At 64.5% G+C, this 16,409-nt stretch carries 16 protein-coding genes and 2 pseudogenes; 8 read left to right on the top strand and 10 right to left on the bottom strand.

From position 1 onward, the window contains the following. Nucleotides 1-16: 16 nt before the first annotated feature. A complete protein-coding gene (locus ACVWW3_RS16575; protein ID WP_456649319.1) occupies nt 17-511 on the bottom strand; it encodes a DUF3455 domain-containing protein in 495 nt (164 codons plus the stop codon). 92 nt (nt 512-603) lie between these two features. Beyond that, nucleotides 604-1,815, bottom strand: coding sequence for an NADP-dependent isocitrate dehydrogenase (locus tag ACVWW3_RS16570; protein ID WP_456649320.1), 1,212 nt, complete (start codon nt 1,813-1,815; stop codon nt 604-606). Nucleotides 1,816-2,151: 336 nt separating this feature from the next. On the opposite strand from ACVWW3_RS16570, the gene ACVWW3_RS16565 reads away from it, so the two are divergent. Further along, nucleotides 2,152-3,351: a TrmH family RNA methyltransferase gene (locus ACVWW3_RS16565; protein ID WP_456672019.1), complete on the top strand. Its 1,200-nt coding sequence runs from the start codon at nt 2,152-2,154 to the stop codon at nt 3,349-3,351. Between the two features lie 147 nt (nt 3,352-3,498). Here the strand turns inward: ACVWW3_RS16565 and ACVWW3_RS16560 are convergent, their stop codons facing one another. The 4 genes and pseudogenes from ACVWW3_RS16560 to mddA form a co-directional block, all read right to left on the bottom strand. Beyond that, entirely contained in the window at nt 3,499-4,251 is a 753-nt protein-coding gene (locus ACVWW3_RS16560; protein ID WP_456649322.1) for a PaaI family thioesterase, read from the bottom strand. A gap of 24 nt (nt 4,252-4,275) precedes the next feature. Next, on the bottom strand, nt 4,276-5,253 hold the full coding sequence (locus ACVWW3_RS16555) for an NADPH:quinone oxidoreductase family protein (protein WP_456649323.1): 978 nt from the start codon (nt 5,251-5,253) through the stop codon (nt 4,276-4,278). Then, nucleotides 5,250-5,921, bottom strand: coding sequence for a helix-turn-helix transcriptional regulator (locus ACVWW3_RS16550; protein WP_456649324.1), 672 nt, complete (start codon nt 5,919-5,921; stop codon nt 5,250-5,252). Before ACVWW3_RS16550 ends, ACVWW3_RS16555 begins: the two co-directional genes overlap by 4 nt. Further along, nucleotides 5,918-6,687, bottom strand: a pseudogene (gene mddA, locus ACVWW3_RS16545) (methanethiol S-methyltransferase). The gene ACVWW3_RS16550 and the pseudogene mddA overlap by 4 nt, the downstream one beginning before the upstream one ends. Before the next feature lie 147 nt (nt 6,688-6,834). Between mddA and ACVWW3_RS16540 the strand changes: the two are divergent. Both ACVWW3_RS16540 and cynS read left to right on the top strand, forming a co-directional pair. Beyond that, nucleotides 6,835-8,404: pseudogene (locus ACVWW3_RS16540) on the top strand (alpha/beta fold hydrolase). Nucleotides 8,405-8,492: 88 nt separating this feature from the next. Then, nucleotides 8,493-8,981: a cyanase gene (gene cynS / locus ACVWW3_RS16535; RefSeq protein WP_456649326.1), complete on the top strand. Its 489-nt coding sequence runs from the start codon at nt 8,493-8,495 to the stop codon at nt 8,979-8,981. Here cynS and ACVWW3_RS16530 read toward each other — a convergent pair. Further along, entirely contained in the window at nt 8,968-9,795 is an 828-nt protein-coding gene (locus tag ACVWW3_RS16530; RefSeq protein ID WP_247339179.1) for an isocitrate lyase/PEP mutase family protein, read from the bottom strand. The genes cynS and ACVWW3_RS16530 overlap by 14 nt on opposite strands. Nucleotides 9,796-9,927: 132 nt before the next feature. On the opposite strand from ACVWW3_RS16530, the gene ACVWW3_RS16525 reads away from it, so the two are divergent. Next, nucleotides 9,928-10,887 (top strand): LysR family transcriptional regulator, encoded by a 960-nt coding sequence (locus ACVWW3_RS16525; RefSeq protein WP_456649327.1) that lies wholly within the window; start codon nt 9,928-9,930, stop codon nt 10,885-10,887. A gap of 9 nt (nt 10,888-10,896) precedes the next feature. Here the strand turns inward: ACVWW3_RS16525 and ACVWW3_RS16520 are convergent, their stop codons facing one another. After that, nucleotides 10,897-11,220: a DUF1476 domain-containing protein gene (locus tag ACVWW3_RS16520; RefSeq protein WP_247339149.1), complete on the bottom strand. Its 324-nt coding sequence runs from the start codon at nt 11,218-11,220 to the stop codon at nt 10,897-10,899. A 320-nt stretch (nt 11,221-11,540) separates the two neighbouring features. Here ACVWW3_RS16520 and purC point away from each other — a divergent pair, with 320 nt between their 5' ends. Together purC and purS are read left to right on the top strand one after the other, a co-directional pair. Beyond that, nucleotides 11,541-12,308 (top strand): phosphoribosylaminoimidazolesuccinocarboxamide synthase, encoded by a 768-nt coding sequence (purC, locus tag ACVWW3_RS16515; protein ID WP_008974302.1) that lies wholly within the window; start codon nt 11,541-11,543, stop codon nt 12,306-12,308. A 12-nt stretch (nt 12,309-12,320) separates the two neighbouring features. After that, nucleotides 12,321-12,563 carry a phosphoribosylformylglycinamidine synthase subunit PurS gene (purS, locus tag ACVWW3_RS16510; RefSeq protein WP_007602264.1) on the top strand — a complete coding sequence of 81 codons (243 nt, stop codon included), beginning with the start codon at nt 12,321-12,323 and terminating at the stop codon, nt 12,561-12,563. 10 nt (nt 12,564-12,573) lie between these two features. Here purS and ACVWW3_RS16505 read toward each other — a convergent pair whose 3' ends face one another. After that, nucleotides 12,574-13,590: a magnesium and cobalt transport protein CorA gene (locus tag ACVWW3_RS16505; RefSeq protein ID WP_247339146.1), complete on the bottom strand. Its 1,017-nt coding sequence runs from the start codon at nt 13,588-13,590 to the stop codon at nt 12,574-12,576. Nucleotides 13,591-13,753: 163 nt separating this feature from the next. On the opposite strand from ACVWW3_RS16505, the gene purQ reads away from it, so the two are divergent. Both purQ and ACVWW3_RS16495 read left to right on the top strand, forming a co-directional pair. Then, nucleotides 13,754-14,455, top strand: a complete 702-nt coding sequence (purQ, locus tag ACVWW3_RS16500; RefSeq protein WP_247444459.1) for a phosphoribosylformylglycinamidine synthase subunit PurQ — start codon at nt 13,754-13,756, stop codon at nt 14,453-14,455. After that, entirely contained in the window at nt 14,452-15,426 is a 975-nt protein-coding gene (locus tag ACVWW3_RS16495; protein ID WP_456649328.1) for a tripartite tricarboxylate transporter substrate binding protein BugD, read from the top strand. Before purQ ends, ACVWW3_RS16495 begins: the two co-directional genes overlap by 4 nt. Here ACVWW3_RS16495 and ACVWW3_RS16490 read toward each other — a convergent pair whose 3' ends face one another. Next, nucleotides 15,427-16,383 (bottom strand): DMT family transporter, encoded by a 957-nt coding sequence (locus ACVWW3_RS16490; RefSeq protein WP_456649329.1) that lies wholly within the window; start codon nt 16,381-16,383, stop codon nt 15,427-15,429. Nucleotides 16,384-16,409 lie beyond the last annotated feature (26 nt).

Below are 16,409 nucleotides of genomic sequence, written 5' to 3'. Positions count from 1 at the left end.
CGTCTCTCCTCGTTCCTCAGCCCTTCTTCAGGAAGACGTATTCGGCCGAATAGGGCGCGCTCTTGAACTCGCCGGCCTTGTCGCAGGCGCCGTCGAGCTTGCCGCCATGGGTGTTGATGCGCTGAACCGTCGTGGCTGATGTGAGGACGCCGCTGCCGCGGTGGGCGTTCACTTCCAGCTTCAGCCAGGGAATATCGGCCGGCGTCGCGCCCGGCGCGTTGCCGGCGGCCTTGGCGGCCACGGCGCTGCCGTCGGCATGCTCCCAGTTGGGCCCGGCATAGTGCCGGCCGACCGTCTTGCCCTCGGAAAGCAGGGTGGCGATCGGCTCGCGAAATGCCCAGGCGAGCTTGCCGTCGGTGCCGGCCTTGCACTCATAGACCTGCGCGCCTTCGGCGTGGACGCTGAGCACCACGGTTTCGCCGGGGGCGGCGATGGTGGCGGGGAGCGGGTCCGCGGCCGCAGCCGGTCCGGCAAGCAACAGAAGGCAGGGCACGGCAAGCTTGATCGACATGGTCGCGTCTCCAAGGGTCTCAAAAAACGACGGGCCGCGCTTTGGCGCGACCCGTGAGATGTCCGGCCCAGTCGGGCGACATTGCGAACGACTTACGCCGTCGCCTTTTCGAGGTTCTCGGCGACCTTGTCGAGGAAACCGGTGGTCGAGAGCCAGCGCTGGTCGGCGCCGACCAGGAGCGCGAGGTCCTTGGTCATGTAGCCGTCCTCGACGGTGTCGACGCAGACCTTCTCCAGGGTGTTCGCGAACTTGGCGAGCTCGGCATTGTTGTCGAGCTTGGCGCGGTGGGCGAGGCCACGGGTCCACGCGAAGATCGACGCGATCGAGTTGGTCGAGGTCTCCTTGCCCTTCTGGTGCTCGCGGTAATGGCGGGTCACCGTGCCGTGGGCGGCTTCGGCTTCCACGGTCTTGCCGTCGGGGGTCAGCAGCACCGAGGTCATCAGGCCGAGCGAGCCGTAGCCCTGCGCGACCGTGTCGGACTGCACGTCGCCGTCGTAGTTCTTGCAGGCCCAGACATAGCCGCCGGACCATTTCAGGGCCGAGGCCACCATGTCGTCGATCAGGCGGTGCTCGTAGGTCAGGCCCTTGGCCTCGAATTCCTTCTTGAATTCGCGGTCGTAGATGTCCTGGAAGATGTCCTTGAAGCGGCCGTCATAGACCTTGAGGATGGTGTTCTTGGTCGAGAGATAGACCGGGTAGTTGCGCAGCAGGCCGTAGTTCAGCGAGGCGCGTGCGAAGTCGATGATGGAATCGTCGAGATTGTACATCTGCATGGCGACGCCGGCGCCGGGTGTCTTGAACACTTCCCTCTCGATGACGGTGCCGTCCTCGCCGACGAACTTCATCGACAGCGTGCCCTTGCCCGGGAACTTGATGTCGGTGGCGCGGTACTGGTCGCCATAGGCGTGGCGGCCGATGATGATCGGCTTGCTCCAGCCGGGAACGAGGCGCGGCACGTTCTTGCAGATGATCGGCTCGCGGAAGATGCAGCCGCCGAGAATGTTGCGGATGGTGCCGTTCGGCGACTTCCACATCTGCTTGAGGTTGAACTCCTTCACCCGGGCCTCGTCCGGGGTGATGGTGGCGCACTTGACACCGACGCCGACCTTCTTGATCGCCTCGGCGGCGTCGATGGTTACCTGATCGTTGGTCTGGTCGCGGTACTCCATCCCCAGGTCGAAATACTGCAGCTCGACATCCAGGAACGGGTTGATCAGCTTGTCCTTGATGTACTGCCAGATGATCCGGGTCATCTCGTCGCCATCGAGTTCGACGACGGGGTTGGACACCTTGATTTTTGCCATGTTCGGGGAAGCCTCTTGGGAACGGCGCTTTTGGTGCGCCACGGGAATATCCGCCGCCTCTTAGCACCGGGACGCGGCCGGCGAAAGCCAAGGGATTATGCACTTTTAGCTCATCCAGCCTCCGCAGATGGGGGCGGAAAGCGGCCCTGCCGCGAGGGGCCGGGGTGAAGTTTCAGGCGAGATTTAAAAGTCGAATCCAACCTGTTATTTCCCCTTGAGAATTCTGTCAGGACAGGCAAACGACGGGCGCGGAGGGGCAGCCGGCCGGGTCGGCCTGAATCAATTCCTGAGGCGGCTCCCACAAGGCCTTGAGAAGCAGCGTGAAAGCGAGACGAGATGTCGGGGACTGACAAGAGCAAGGCCGGCCTTTCCCTCGACGGTCCCATCGTGATCCTGGTCGAGCCGCAGTTGGGCGAAAACATCGGCATGGCCGCGCGCGCCATGGGCAATTTTGCGCTCGGCGCCTTGCGCATCGTCAACCCCCGCGACGGCTGGCCCAACATTGCCGCCCAGCGCGCCGCCGCCGGCGCCGATCACATCCTGGAAAAGGTCGAATTGTTCGACACGGTCGGCGAGGCCGTCGCTGATATCGACCTCTTGTTCGCCACCACCGCCCGGCCGCACGACCAGGCCAAGCCCGTGGTCGGGCCGGAGGCCGCCGCGGCCGAGATCGCGGGGCACGTCGCCACGGGCGGCAAGGCCGGTATCCTGTCCTTCGGCCGGGAGCGCTGGGGCCTGACCAATGAGGAGGTCGGGCTCTCCAATCGCATCATCACCTTTCCGGTCAATCCGGGCTTTGCCTCACTCAACCTCGCCCAGGCGGTGCTGCTGGTGGGCTACGAATGGTTCAAGCGGGCGACCTCTGGCGAGCTGCCGCACAGCATGCCGGAACGTTCGGAGCGCGCCTCGCAGCACCAGATGCAGGCCTTCTTCGACAACCTGATCCGCGAGCTCGACCGGGTCGAATTTTTGCGCCCGGCCGAGAAGCGCGACACCATGCTGGTGAACCTGCGCAACATCTTCAGCCGGATGGAGCCGACCAAGCAGGACATGCACACCCTGCACGGGGTGGTGATGGCGATCGCCGAGGGCCGCAAGGGCCCGGCCAAGGGTGGCGTGCTCGACGGCGAGCAGGCCACGCGGCTGCGCGCGCTCCTGGCCGAGCACGGGCAGGGCGGCGGCCCCGACAGCGGCTCCACGGTCCGCGGCCTCGCGCGTCTGCTTCGTCGCAACCCGACCGATGCGGAGCGCCTGCTCTGGCAGGCCCTGACCCGCGATCGCCGCTTCGCAGGAGCGTTCAAGCGCCAGACCCCGGTCGGCCGCCACATCCCTGATTTCGTCTCGTTCCCGCACCGGATCGCGATCGAGCTGGTGAACCCGGGCGAGGGCGAGGCCATCGCCGCCGACCGCGCGTCGCGGCGGGCGTGGCTGGAAGCGCGAGACTATCGGGTGATCGAGATGCGGGCGGCGGATGTGGAGCGCGATATCGAGGCGGAGCTGGTGCGCTTGCAGGGGATGATCGAGCAAAGCGCATAGGTCTCGTAACGGGTCGAGAATAACTGATCGCGCTATTACAAGGGTGGGCAAAGCGAAGCGTGCCCACCATGTCGCGCAACAAAGCTGAGACAGAATAGTGGGCCCGGCGCTACGCGCCTTTGCCTACCCTACGAGATCGAGCTTATATCACTCCCGCCCGAGCTGCACTTCGCGCTCGACCGCAATCCAAGTCGCCCTCGCCACCGCCAGCAACCTCCCGGCTTTATCATGCGCGGCCGCCTCGGCTGTGCGTTTGCGGCCGTCGCGGCCTGTGGGCCAGGCTGTGATGATGCAGTGCTCTCCCGGGCGCGGGCGGGCTTCGATCCGCGCTGACATCCGCCCCAGCAGGAGCGGTGTCTTGTCGAACACGCCGCTCTGCTGATCGCAGTTGCAGGCAAAGCCGGTGGGGCAATCGAGTGCCGACCAGAGAAATTCGGGCGCGACCAGGCCGTCATCGGCGGCCAGATTTGGATCCGGTATCCAACTCGCTGCGAGGACGGCGCTCTGCAAGGGACGCGCGAGCGATCCGGCGAAGATGCGCAAACCATCTCCCTTCGCCCTTGCGGGACCGCAGACGAAGCAGGTCGGCAGGGGATGCTCGTGCGGTTTGACCGGGGTCAGCAATTCTGCGGCGCAGGCTTCCTCGAAGCTGGCTTTTTCCAGACGCGCAAGCTCGACATTTGCCGGTCGCCCGGTCGCGACGATGTTGCCGTCATCGCGAAGCTCCCATGTGCCGTCGTCCGTCGCGATCGCATCGAGCGGCTTTTCCAGCGGAGGCGGTGCCCGCAACGTCACTTCCGCGCCGCCGGGAATGTGGCGGGCCAGACGGCCGCAGACATAGCCGCCATTCCCGGAGTTTGGCGGGCCGCAATAGCGTTTGTCGATGATGATCGGTGTCATCGGTCTTTCTCTTCCCGGTGCACTTTACCTGATCTTGAGAACGATTCGTCCCTGAACCGTTCGGTTGGCCACGGCACGCATGGCTTCTCCGGCCTCCTCCAAAGGGAGGACGCGATCGATGTGCGGACGGATTTTTCGCTCGGCCAGCAATTGCATCAGCGTGGCGTTCATGCGCGCGGCATCGGCGGAAAATTTCTCCGCCCAGGCGCCGACGAAGACACCGAGGATGGAATAGTTCTTCAGCAGCGGCAAGTTCATCGGGAGCTGTGGAATCTCGCCGCTGGTGAAGCCGATCGGCATCAGCCGTCCGCCCCATTTCATCAGCCGGGCCATCTGCTCGAAGATCGCACCGCCAATATTGTCGAAGCCGATGTCGATGCCTTCTCCTGATGTGATCGACTTGATCCGGTCGCGCAGATCTTCGCTGCGATAGTTGACGATTTCGCCGGCGCCGTAGCTTCGCACCAGGGCGGCCTTGTCGTCGGAGCCGATACCGGCGACGACGCGCAAGCCCAGATGGCGGCCGAGGTCGACGGCGGCAAGCCCAACTCCACCGGCCGCGCCGGTAATGAAAACGGTTTCGCCGCGTTGCGCCCGTGCCCGCTCGACCAGCGCATAATAGGCCGTGCCGTAATTGTGCAGGACGGTCGCCGCGACTTCGAACGCGACGCCGTCAGGCAGAAGCACGCTCTTCGAGTCCTTCGCTGTCATCCGTTCGGCGTAGCCGCCGGTCCAGGCGCTGCATGCCACACGATCGCCGGGCACGAATGTCGTAACCTTGTCGCCGACCGCGACGACGACGCCGGATGCTTCCGTGCCGGGCACGAAGGGCGTCGGCGGACGCATCTGGTAGAGGCCCGAGACCAGCAACTGGTCCATGAAACTGACCGAGGCCGCGTGGACGTCGATGAGAATTTCGTCGGCGGCCGGCTTCGGCTCGTCGATCTCGCCGAGGCGCAAATCGCCTGGTCCGGTGAATGAGCCGCATAGAACTGCTCTCATCTTGTCGCTCCAGCGGATTGCCTATATTCGGCAGGTTCTCTCAACAGCGTCGCATATCCCGCCACGAGCTTGACGAAATCGGCCTGTCGCGCTGCACCGGTTTTTTCAAACAAATGGCGGACATGCGTCTTGACCGTCGTGCCGGCAACGCCGAGCGCTGCAGCGACTTCGGGAACACTGCCGAGCTCGACGATCGCGAGCAGCACGCGCAACTCGGTCGGCGTCAATTTGAATGCCTTGGCGATCAATTCGGAACGCGGCGGTATCGTCAGCGCCGTCTTGCGAACGAACAAGGCCGCCACGGCGCTGTACGCTACGCCCGCACTTCGGCGCGTACCGGAAGTCAACGGCAAAGCGTGGGCGACATGACGTTGCCCATCCCTCCCGAGCATCGGCACTCCGCTGGTGCCCAGGATGGCGTTTCCTTGCCCGGCCACCGTGAAAAAATGTTGCAAAGTCTGGTTGACCGCTGGATCGCTGGCCACGAGGTGCCCGCGGATCTCAAGCAGGATGTCGCGCGCATCGAGGATGGCTTGGCCGGCCGTATTGGCGTGAACGAGCCGCGCGTGCGCGTCGACGAGATATAGGCCGACGTCGAGCCCGTCGAGCGTGTCGGCGAATGTGGCGGCATCCACGGACATTCGGGGGAAAGGAAACAGCGCGTTCATCGCGGAGCTCCAGCAGGCCGACGATCTTCCGTCCGGCGACGAGCGAAAGGACGCGGCACCAACATGGGAACGCGGCGGCGATACTCTTGATAAGTCGCGCCGAACTCGGCGATCAGATCCCGCTCCTCGAACTGCAACCCGACCAGGATGTAGACTGTATTCCCTAGCGCGAACAGCAAATGACCGGCGGTCATCTCAGGCGTGGCCCAGAACGCGAGCAGAAAGCCCAGCATGAGCGGATGCCGCACGATCTTGTAGAGCAGCGGCGTCCTGAACGATTGACCCGGCATCTCCGCCCCGCGGAGCGCGACGAAAGCCTGGCGCAGGCCGAACAGATCGAAATGGTCGATCATGTGGGTCGAGGCAAACGCGATCAACCAGCCGAGCCAATGGATGCGATCAGCAACCAAGCCGCAATTCCACCGATCTGCCAGACCGGTGTCGGGATCGGACGCCATTGCCAGAACAGCAGCAGCAGGATCAGGCTGGAGAGCAGCACGTAGGTGCTGCGCTGGCTGGCCGCGGGAAGGAATTTTGTCATCCATCGTTTGAAGGATGGACGCGCCATGGCACTGTGCTGGATGGCAAACAGCACCAGCAGCAGCAGGTTGACGACAATGGCCTCGCTCAAATTCGTGTGACTGCCGACGTCAATCGACTTCGGCACGACATAATTGCCGACGAAACCGAGCGCGTAGAGAAATGAAAGGGTGAATACGCCATAGCTGACGATGGCGTAGAGCAGGATTGCGAGGCGCGCGAACATGTTTTTTCCTATTGTGCCGATGGATGCGGTGCCGCATGCAGGAGCGCGAACCGCTCGCTGGCGGTCAGGCTCGATCTGGCCCGACTCATATCGGCGGACCGTCCCCTGCGCGTCCCCCGGGGGACGCCGCGAGGGGAGAGGATCTCCATGACGGCCTTTTTGCTTGGAGCGTTCGGGTTCCCGGAGGTCCACGCTGATGACCGCCCGATCAAGCTGAACCTGCGCAAGGGGCTTGCGCTGCTGATCTATCTCGCGGAGGCCAAGGGCGCGGTCGCGCGAGACGTGATTGCCACGCTGCTGTGGCCCGAAACTGCCCGCGAGACGGGCCTCGCGCGATTGCGGCGCCTGCTTCATCGCATCGAGCTCACGCTCGGCCAGCCGGTTTTCGAGACCGACCGCACCAGCGTGCGATGGTCCCCGGCAGTCGCGCTGAAGGTCGATACGCACCAGTTCGAGAGTGCGTGCGATCGCGGCGCCTTCGAGGAGGCCTGCCAGATGTATCGGGGTGACTTCCTCGCGGGCTTCGCTCTGGACGGTTGCCCTGAATTCGACGATTGGGCGTTTTTTCGCCGCGAGGCGCTGCGGGGACGGCTCGTGCACGCGCTGGAGCGCCTCGTGCAGGACAGGAATGCCGCCGGCGACCATTTTGCCGCCACGGTGCACGCGGGACGTCTGGTCGAGCTCGATCCGTTGAGCGAGGTGTACGGCCGGCATCTGGTGCGCAGCCTTTTGCTGGCCGGCGACCGAAGCGCGGCAGAACGGCATCACGCGGCACTGACGCAGCGGCTGCGCGACGAGCTTGGCGTCGCGCCTGAAGCCGAGACCGAGGCGCTGATGGACCCCCGGCGCGGCGTCGTCGCTCGCCGCCGTTCCGACGACGCGCTACGTCAAGGGTGCCGGCGTGCATCTGGCGTATCAGACCTACGGAAGCGGCCCGCTCGATATCCTGGTCATGCCCGGCTTCGTGTCGCATGTGGAACGCGCCTGGGAGCATCCCGCGAGCCGGACGTTTCTGGCCTCATTGATGAAGCTGGGGCGGCTGATCGTTTTCGATCGTCGTGGCATCGGGCTGTCCGACCGGGTCGGATCGGCGCCTGACATCGACGTCACCGCGGAGGATATCGGCACCGTGCTGCGGGCGGCAGATGCACGCCGCGTCGTGCTGTTTGGCGCGTCCGAATGCGGGCCGGCCTGCATCAAATTTGCGGTCGACAAGCCGCGTCTCGTGGCCGGGCTCATTCTGTTCGGCGCATTGGCCAAGGGTTGCTGGTCACAGGACTATCCGCACGCGTTGCGCGCCAGCCAGTACGATGCCTGGAGCAAGCACCTCATCGCGCAATGGGGAGGTCCGGTGGGGATTGAAACCTTCGCGCCGAGCCTTGCCGGCGATCCCAAGGCGCGCGCCTGGTGGGCGGGGCTGCTGCGCGCGGCGTCCAGTCCCGGCGGCATCTCGGCGGTGCTCGAGGCGTTTCGCGACGCCGACGTGCGGCATCTTCTGGCGCAGATTGCGGTGCCGACGCTGGTGCTGCATCGTCGGGACGACAAGGCCGTACGGATCGCGGCCGGCCGCGATGTGGCGAGCCGGATCCGTGGTGCGGAATTCCTCGAGCTCGACGGCCATGATCATTGGTTCTTTGCCGGCGATCAGCAGCCCGTGCTCGATGCGATCAAGCGATTTGCGGAGGCTTTGCCGCTTGAGGGGAGGTCGAGGCGGTGAAGCCTTAAGCCTCATTTATTGGCACGTTTCGTGCCTCCTAAGCGGCACGAAACGACGTACACAGTGCTTAGCGAAGGGAGATCCTGACATGAAACGCGAAGACCTCACCGAGAAGCTGCTCGACATCAAGCGCGAGAAGGGCTGGAGCTGGAAATACATCTGCGGCCAGGTCGGCGGCTATGCGGAGGTGCTGATCGTCGGCGCGATCCTCGGTCAGATGAAATTGACAAAACCGCAGGCCGCGAACGCCGGCGAGCTGTTCGGCCTGTCGAAGGCCGAGACCGCGATGCTCAACGAGGTGCCGATGCGGGGCACCGGCACGCCGATGCCGCCGACCGATCCCCTGATCTACCGCTTCTACGAGATGGTGGTGGTCAACGGCCCCGCGTGGAAGGCGCTGATCGAGGAGGAGTTCGGCGACGGCATCATGTCGGCGATCGACTTCGACATGGCGATCGAGCGCGTCGCCAACCCGAAGGGCGACCGCGTCAAATTCACCATGAGCGGCAAATTCTTGCCGTACAAATATTACGGCGCCAGCGGCAACGTGCCGGAGTACGGCTTCAAGGAAGGCTGACCGCGGCGAACGCGTCGCGCAATTCCTTGATCGGCGCCATCTCGCGCACATAGGTGAAGGAGCCGTGCTCCTTCATCTCGCGTGCGCTCGTCAGGAATGCCGCGAGCGCAAATCGCGACATAGCGCCGCCGACGCTGATGCGCTTGACGCCGGCTTCCGACAGCTGCGCGAGCGTCAGGGTCGGATCGGCAAAGCCCATCACGAGATTGAATGGTTTTCCAATCGACGAAACCACCGTCTTGATGGTCGCGAGATCGTGCACGCCGGGCGCGTAGAGCACGTCGGCGCCGGCGGCCTCGAACGCCTGGAGGCGCTTGATCGTGTCGTCGAGATCGTTGCGCCCATGCAGGAGATTTTCGGCCCTGGCCGTCAGTGTGAACGGAATGGGCAGGGAGCGCGCCGCTTCCACCGCGGCCTGCACACGCTCGACGGCGCGTGCGAAATCGTAGATCGGCCGGCTCCGGTCTCCCGTCGAGTCCTCGATCGAGCCGCCGACCGCGCCAGCTTCGGCGGCGCGCCGGATCGCGTCCGCCGCGCGCCGCGGCTCATGCGCGCCGCAGTTTTCGAGGTCCACGCTGACCGGTAGTGGCGTGGCTTCGGCGATCGCGCGGCAATTGTCGAGGATGGCATCCAGGCTGACGGTCGAACTCCCGAGCGTGTTGGCCAGCCCAAGGCTGGTGGTTGCGAGCGCCTCGAAACCCATCGCGGCCAGTAGCTTCGCGGTGCCGGCATCCCACGGGTTGGGAATAATGAAGGCGCCCGGCCGGGTATGCAGGTTCTGAAACGCTTTCGCCTTCTCCAATTGGGTCGCCATGTCTTTTTGAGTAGCCATGTCTCTTTGCTCCGCGCGAGATGGTCGGTTCGGTGCAGCCATAGGCGACTTCACGACATCCGCCAAATTGGTTATTTTTCTCTGGCTCATCAGTTTTTTGCATAGGGTAACGCCATGGACAGCGATGCGCTCAACACTTTCCTTGTGGTTCATCGCCGTGGCGGAATCTCGAATGCCGCAAGATTCCTGCACCGGTCGCAGCCGGCGATCTCCCGCCGCATTGCGCTGCTGGAGCGGGAGCTCGGTGTGCCGCTGTTCGAACGTGTGGCGGGGCGCACGCTTCTCAGCGATGCGGGGCGTGTTCTGATCCCCTATGCGGAGCGGGCCGTTGCGGCCGCACAGGATGCCGAGCAAGCCGTCCGCGCGCTGACCAAGCAGACATCGGGACCGGTTTCGCTGGCTGTGACCGGGACGCTTGCCGACAGCCGCCTGTCAGGGATCATGAAGGGATTTGCGAGGGCTCATCCAGGTGTCGCGCTCACCTTGCGCACGGCGACCAGCGCCGAGGTCAGCGCGCTCGTCCGCCGTGGCGAGGCGACGATTGGCCTGCGCTACAACCTCGACCGTTCGCGCGATCTCGACTGCGAGCCGATCCTGTCCGAGAAGCTCCAGGTCGTCTGCGCCCCCGACCATCCGCTCGCCGGACGCCGGGTGAAGCGGTTGGCTCAGCTCGCGAGCGAGCGCTGGATCGCCTTTCCCGAGATACAAGGCCGACCCAAGGTCGCGGCCGCGCATATCTTCGCGTTGTTTCTGACGCAGGGCCTGGGTGACGTGGTGTGGACCGCGGTCGACGGCCTGACCGCCCAGAAGCGGCTGGTGGAGTCAGGGTTCGGCCTGGCGCTGCTCGCGCAAAGTCATGTCGCAGAAGAACTCGGCTCGGGCGCGATGTCGACGATTGCGGTCGGTGATCTCTCTGCCAGCCACAACGTGGCGATCGTCACCCGGCGCGACGGCTTTCTGAGCCTGGCCGCGCAACGTCTGCTGGACGCCATTCGAGGCGGCTATGGCGCTTCGCGAAGTCCCGCAACAAAACGGCCGGCGCGCAAAAATTCTGCACGCCGGCCGGACGCCTAAGAGCGGGCGCTATTTCCCCGCCTTCACCTCGGCCGCCGCCACCGCGATCAGCTCGTTCATCTTGGCGCGAATCGCCTGCTCGGTGACGGACACGTTCTTGGCGGCGAAATCGGCCGCGACCTTACGCAGGACGTCGGCGTCGCCGGCTTCCTCGAAATCGGCCGCGACCACGTCCTTGGCATAGGCCGTCGCCGCGTCGCCGGTGATGCCGAGCTGCTCGGCCGCCCACAGGCCGAGCAGCCGGTTGCGGCGGGCCTCCGCCTTGAATTTCTGCTCCTCGTCGAGGGCGAATTTCTTCTCGAAACCTTCCTGGCGCTTGTCGAACGTGCTCATGCCTTTTCCAATTCCCTGCTGACTGGACCCGGCGCCCTCGTTGCGACGGCCCCTTCGCATGCCTAGATAGGGGGCACGAATCGGCAAAACAACGAGCCGTTAAGCCGCAGGCAAGGCGGTATAAGTTGGCATCGGATGAGCCGGATCGATTGTGCTGGGACAGCCAATCGGATAGGTTGCCTGAAGGTCCGGTTCCCGTTCTGTTTCCAAGGGTTGCAGATCGGTTCCAGGCCATTCACAGCCGCTCCGCTGTGGGTCGTAATCCCTAGTAACCGGAGCACACCAAATACATGGATTTCAACAAAACACGGTACATCCCCATGAGCCGTCGGCGTCGCATTTATGAAGGCAAGGCAAAGGTTCTGTATGAAGGCCCGGAGCCCGGTACCCTGATCCAGCACTTCAAGGACGACGCCACCGCGTTCAACGCGAAAAAGCATCAGGTGATCGAGGGCAAGGGTGTCCTCAACAACCGGATCTCGGAGTACCTGTTTCAGCACCTCAACGACATCGGGGTGCCGACCCACTTCATCCGCCGCCTCAACATGCGCGAGCAGTTGATTCGCGAGGTCGAGATCGTGCCGCTGGAAGTGGTTGTGCGGAACGTCGCCGCCGGCTCGCTGTCGCAGCGCCTTGGCATCGAGGAAGGCACGCAGCTGCCCCGCTCGATCATCGAATTCTACTACAAGAACGACCAGCTCAACGACCCCATGGTGTCGGAAGAGCACATCACCGCCTTCGGCTGGGCGACCCCGCAGGAGATCGACGACATCATGGCGCTCGCCATTCGTGTCAACGACTTCCTCACCGGTCTCTTCCTCGGCATCGGCATCCGCCTCGTCGACTTCAAGATGGAGTGCGGCCGGCTGTTCGAGAACGAGATGATGCGGATCATCGTCGCCGACGAGATCTCCCCGGACTCCTGCCGTCTGTGGGACATCAAGTCGAACGAGAAGCTCGACAAGGATCGTTTCCGCAGGGATCTCGGCGGGCTGCTTGAGGCCTATACCGAGGTCGCCAAGCGTCTCGGCATTCTCATGGAGAACGAGCGTCCGGCGGGCTCCGGCCCGGTGCTGGTGAAGAGCTAAGAGGGATCTGACGTGAAGGCACGTGTCACCGTTACCTTGAAAACGGGTATCCTCGACCCGCAAGGCAAGGCCATCGAAGGCGCGCTGAAGTCGCTCGGCGTCGACGGCGTCGCCAGCGTCCGGCAGGGCAAGGTGTTCGACATCGAGCTCGCCGGCGCGGACAAGGCCAAGGCCGAGGCGGCGTTGAAGGACGCCGCCGACAAGCTGCTCGCGAACACCGTGATCGAGAATTATCGGGTGGAGCTGATCGGGTGAACGGGATGGCTCACAGCCATCCGACCCTGCGAAAGCGCCAGTACAGCGCGCCGCACGCCGTCAGCATCACGCCGAGCAGCGTGTAATAGCCGTACTCCCAGTCCAGCTCCGGCATGTGCTTGAAGTTCATGCCGTAGATGCCGGCAAGCGCGGTCGGGATCGCGATGATCGCGAGCCAGGAGGCAAGCTTCTTGGAGACCGCCGTCTCCTGAGCCTGGCCGACCAGCAAGCTAGCTTCGAAGGCGAAGGCCAGCACCTCGCGCATGGAATCGATCCGCTCCTGGATGTTCCTGACGTGGTCGGTGACGTCGCGGAACAGCGGCTGCATCGTCGCGCGCACCATCGCCAGCTCGTCATGCTCCAGCCTGCGACAGACCTCGACCAGGGGGCCGATCGCAGTCCTGAGCCGCAGCAAGTCGCGGCGCAGCATGTAGAGCCGCTCGATCTGGGCCTTGCTGATCGGCTGGGAGAGCACATCGTCCTCGATGCTCTCGACCTCTTCGTGAATGCTCTCGAGCACGGGCGAGTAGTTGTCGACGATGAAATCGAGGATGGCGTAGAGGATGTAGTCCTCGCCGCGCGCGAGCGCCCGCGGGCAGCTCTCGCAGCGTTCGCGCACCGGCGTGTAAGACGTCGAGGCGCCGTGGCGCACCGAGACCAGATAGCCTTCGCCGACGAAGATGTGCGTCTCGCCGAAGGCGATCCGGCCTTCGATCAGTTGCGCCGTCCGCGCCACGATGAACAGGGCCTCGCCATATTGCTCGATCTTCGGTCGTTGGTGCGCGTTGTTGGCGTCCTCGATCGCGAGCTCGTGCAAATCGAACTGCTTCTGCACCGCGCTGAGCAGCGCCATGTCGGGCTCGTGCAGCCCGATCCAGACCACGTGGCCGGGTTTTGCCCGCCAGCTCGAAGCCTCGCTGATGGCGATATTGGCGACGCGCCGGCCGTCGACATAGGCGCCGGCGGCGACGACACCCTCGGCGGATACCGGCTCGGAGAGGGATGCGGGCAGCGACGGGACATTCATGGCTTCAATCCCGGGCAAGTCGATCAGCCGAATGGCGGGCTATGGCCTGTGCACAACGCTCGCTGGCAAGGCTAGCACTGGTAAAATCCCCGTCAAATGGTTATGTCTGCTGGCGATTTGGCCGCCGTGCCAGCCCATTCCAATCTCGTTCGGAACCTCCGCCATGAAAGCCGCCATCCTCGTGTTTCCCGGAATCAACCGCGAGCGCGACATGGCGCGCGCGCTGAAGCTGATCTCGGGCCATGAGCCGGCGATGGTGTGGCACGCCGAGACGTCGCTGCCTCACGGCACCGATCTCGTGGTGGTACCCGGCGGCTTCTCCTATGGCGATTACTTACGCTGTGGCGCGATTGCGGCGCGGGCGCCGGTGATGGACGCGGTGCGCGACTATGCGGCCAAGGGCGGCCTCGTGCTCGGCGTCTGCAACGGTTTTCAGATCCTCTGCGAGTCCGGCCTCTTGCCTGGCGTGTTGATGCGCAATGCACGGCTGAAATTCATCTGCCACGACGTGCATCTGCGCGTCGAGCGCTCCGACACGCCGTTCACGCGCGGCTACAATGCAGGGCAGGTGATCCGCGTGCCCATCGCGCATGGCGAGGGCAATTATGCGGCGGACGCAGAGACCATCAAGCGGCTCGAAGGCGAGGGTCGCGTGCTTTACCGCTATTGCTCGGCGGACGGCGCAATCGACGATATCAGCAACATCAATGGCGCCGCGCAATCCATCGCCGGCATCGTCAACGACAAGGGCAACGTGCTCGGCATGATGCCGCATCCGGAAAACCACGTCGAAGACATCATGGGTTGCACCGACGGCCGCGGCCTGTTCGCCGGCCTCACCGCGCATCTGGAAAAGGCCGCGTGATTGCGTTCGTGCTGAAGCGGCTGTCGGCCGCTGTCGCCGTCGTTGCGTTCGGGACCGTCGCGTTCGCGCAGGATTTTCCCAAGCGTCCCGTCACCATGATCGTGCCGTTCGCGGCCGGCGGAACCTCCGACGTGATCGCGCGCACCGTTGCCGAGCAGATGGGCATCGCGCTCGGCCAGACCATCGTGATCGAGAACGTCGCCGGCGCCGGCGGCTCGACCGCACTGGCGCGCGCCTCCCGCGCCGAGCCGGACGGCTACACCATCGCGATCGGCAATGCCGGCACCAACGCGGCGACCTATACGATCTATCCAAAGCTGCCGTTCACGCCGGACTCCTTCGTGCCGATCGCCATGGTGGCGAAGACGTTCGGCATCATCGCCGTGCGCAAGGATTTTCCGGCAAAGGACCTCAAGGAGTTCATCGCCTACGCCAAGGCCAACCCCGGCAAGATCAACCTCGGCCACGCCGGTGTCGGTTCGTCGAACTACCTCATTTGCAAAAGCTTCGTCACCGCCGCCGGGATCGACGCGACGCTGGTCGGCTATCGCGGCGCCGCGCCTGCGCTCACGGACGCGATCGGCGGCCAGATCGACGGCGTCTGCGATGCGGCGGCCTCCGTCTCGCAATCGGTCAACGAGAAGCTGGTGCGGGGCCTCGTGGTCGGCTCGAATGTGCGGCTTGCCACGCTGCCCGATCTGCCGACATCAGCCGAAGCCGGCCTGCCTGAATTCGAGGCGCAGGGCTGGAACGGCCTGTTCGCGCCCAAGGGCACCCCGCCCGCCGTGATCGCCAGGCTGAACGCCGCCGCGCGCACGGCGGTGGAAACCGATGCAGTGAAGAAGCGCTTTGCCGAGTTGTCGACTGTTGCGCCGGATGACAGCGAGCACACGCCGGAGCTGCTTCAGCAGCTCGTGACGCGCGACGTCGAGAAGTATCGGAAGATGCTGGCGGACGCCGCCAAGCAATAGCTAGCGCTTCTTCAGCCGCTCCACCGGGATCGTCATCGCAGCGACGCCGGCCATGACCAGCACCAGCCCCAGCGCCAGGTTCGACGGCACGCTCTCGCCGAGCAGCAGCACGGACAGGCCAACACCGATCGGGATGCGCAAATAGCCTTGTGCGTTCGTCGTCAACGTGCCGAGCCGTCCGAGGCACATGTAGAACAGCATCAGCCCCAAGGCGCTGGAGACGATGCCCATGACGATGGTGGCTGTGATTGCCGTCGGCGTCGGGTGCAGCGTCCAGGGCTGGTCAATGATCAGCGAAGGTGGCAGCAGCAGGAGACCGCCGAACAGCAGCGAGCCGGCAGCCACCACCATCGGGTCGTATTCGGAGAGCCGCAGGCCGAAGATCGTGGCGCAGGCAAAGGAGATGGTGGCGAGGAGGATCGCGATCTCCGCCACGATCTCGCTACCGAAGCCGCGCAGCGCATCCAGGCCGACGATGACGATTGTACCGGCAAGGCCGAGGATCGCGCCTGCGAGCTTCAACAGCGTTGCCGGCTCGTGCCGCGTGATCAGCGACGTGATCAGGAAGGCGAAGATCGGCGTGGTCGAGGCCAGCACCACCGTGTTCGACGCCGGCACATATTGCTGCGCCCAGGTGATGATCAGGAACGGGAAGGTCGAGTTGATCAATTGCTGGGTCGCGAACAGCTTCCAGGCCTTGGCGTCGGTCGGGATCCTGACGCCGCGCATCCACAGGATCGCGAACAGGAAGGCGGCCGCGATCAGCGAGCGTGCCGAGATGAAGGTGACAGGCGGGATCGTGTCCAGCGCGAGCTTGGCCAGCGGATAGGTTGAGCTCCAGCAGCAGGCGAGCGCGACCAGCAGGGCATAGTCACGCCAGTTGCGCGCGCCGGCGGCGGGCATGGACGGCAATTGCGAGGCCGTGGCGCGACCTGTCGGCGATGTGCTCTGCGGCACCTTGATGTTGCTCCCCGCGCGACAGC

It is taken from the genome of Bradyrhizobium sp. LM2.9, assembly GCF_054056555.1.
Note: the sequence above shows the minus strand (reverse complement) of the source record. Positions and strands in the feature narration are given on the sequence as shown.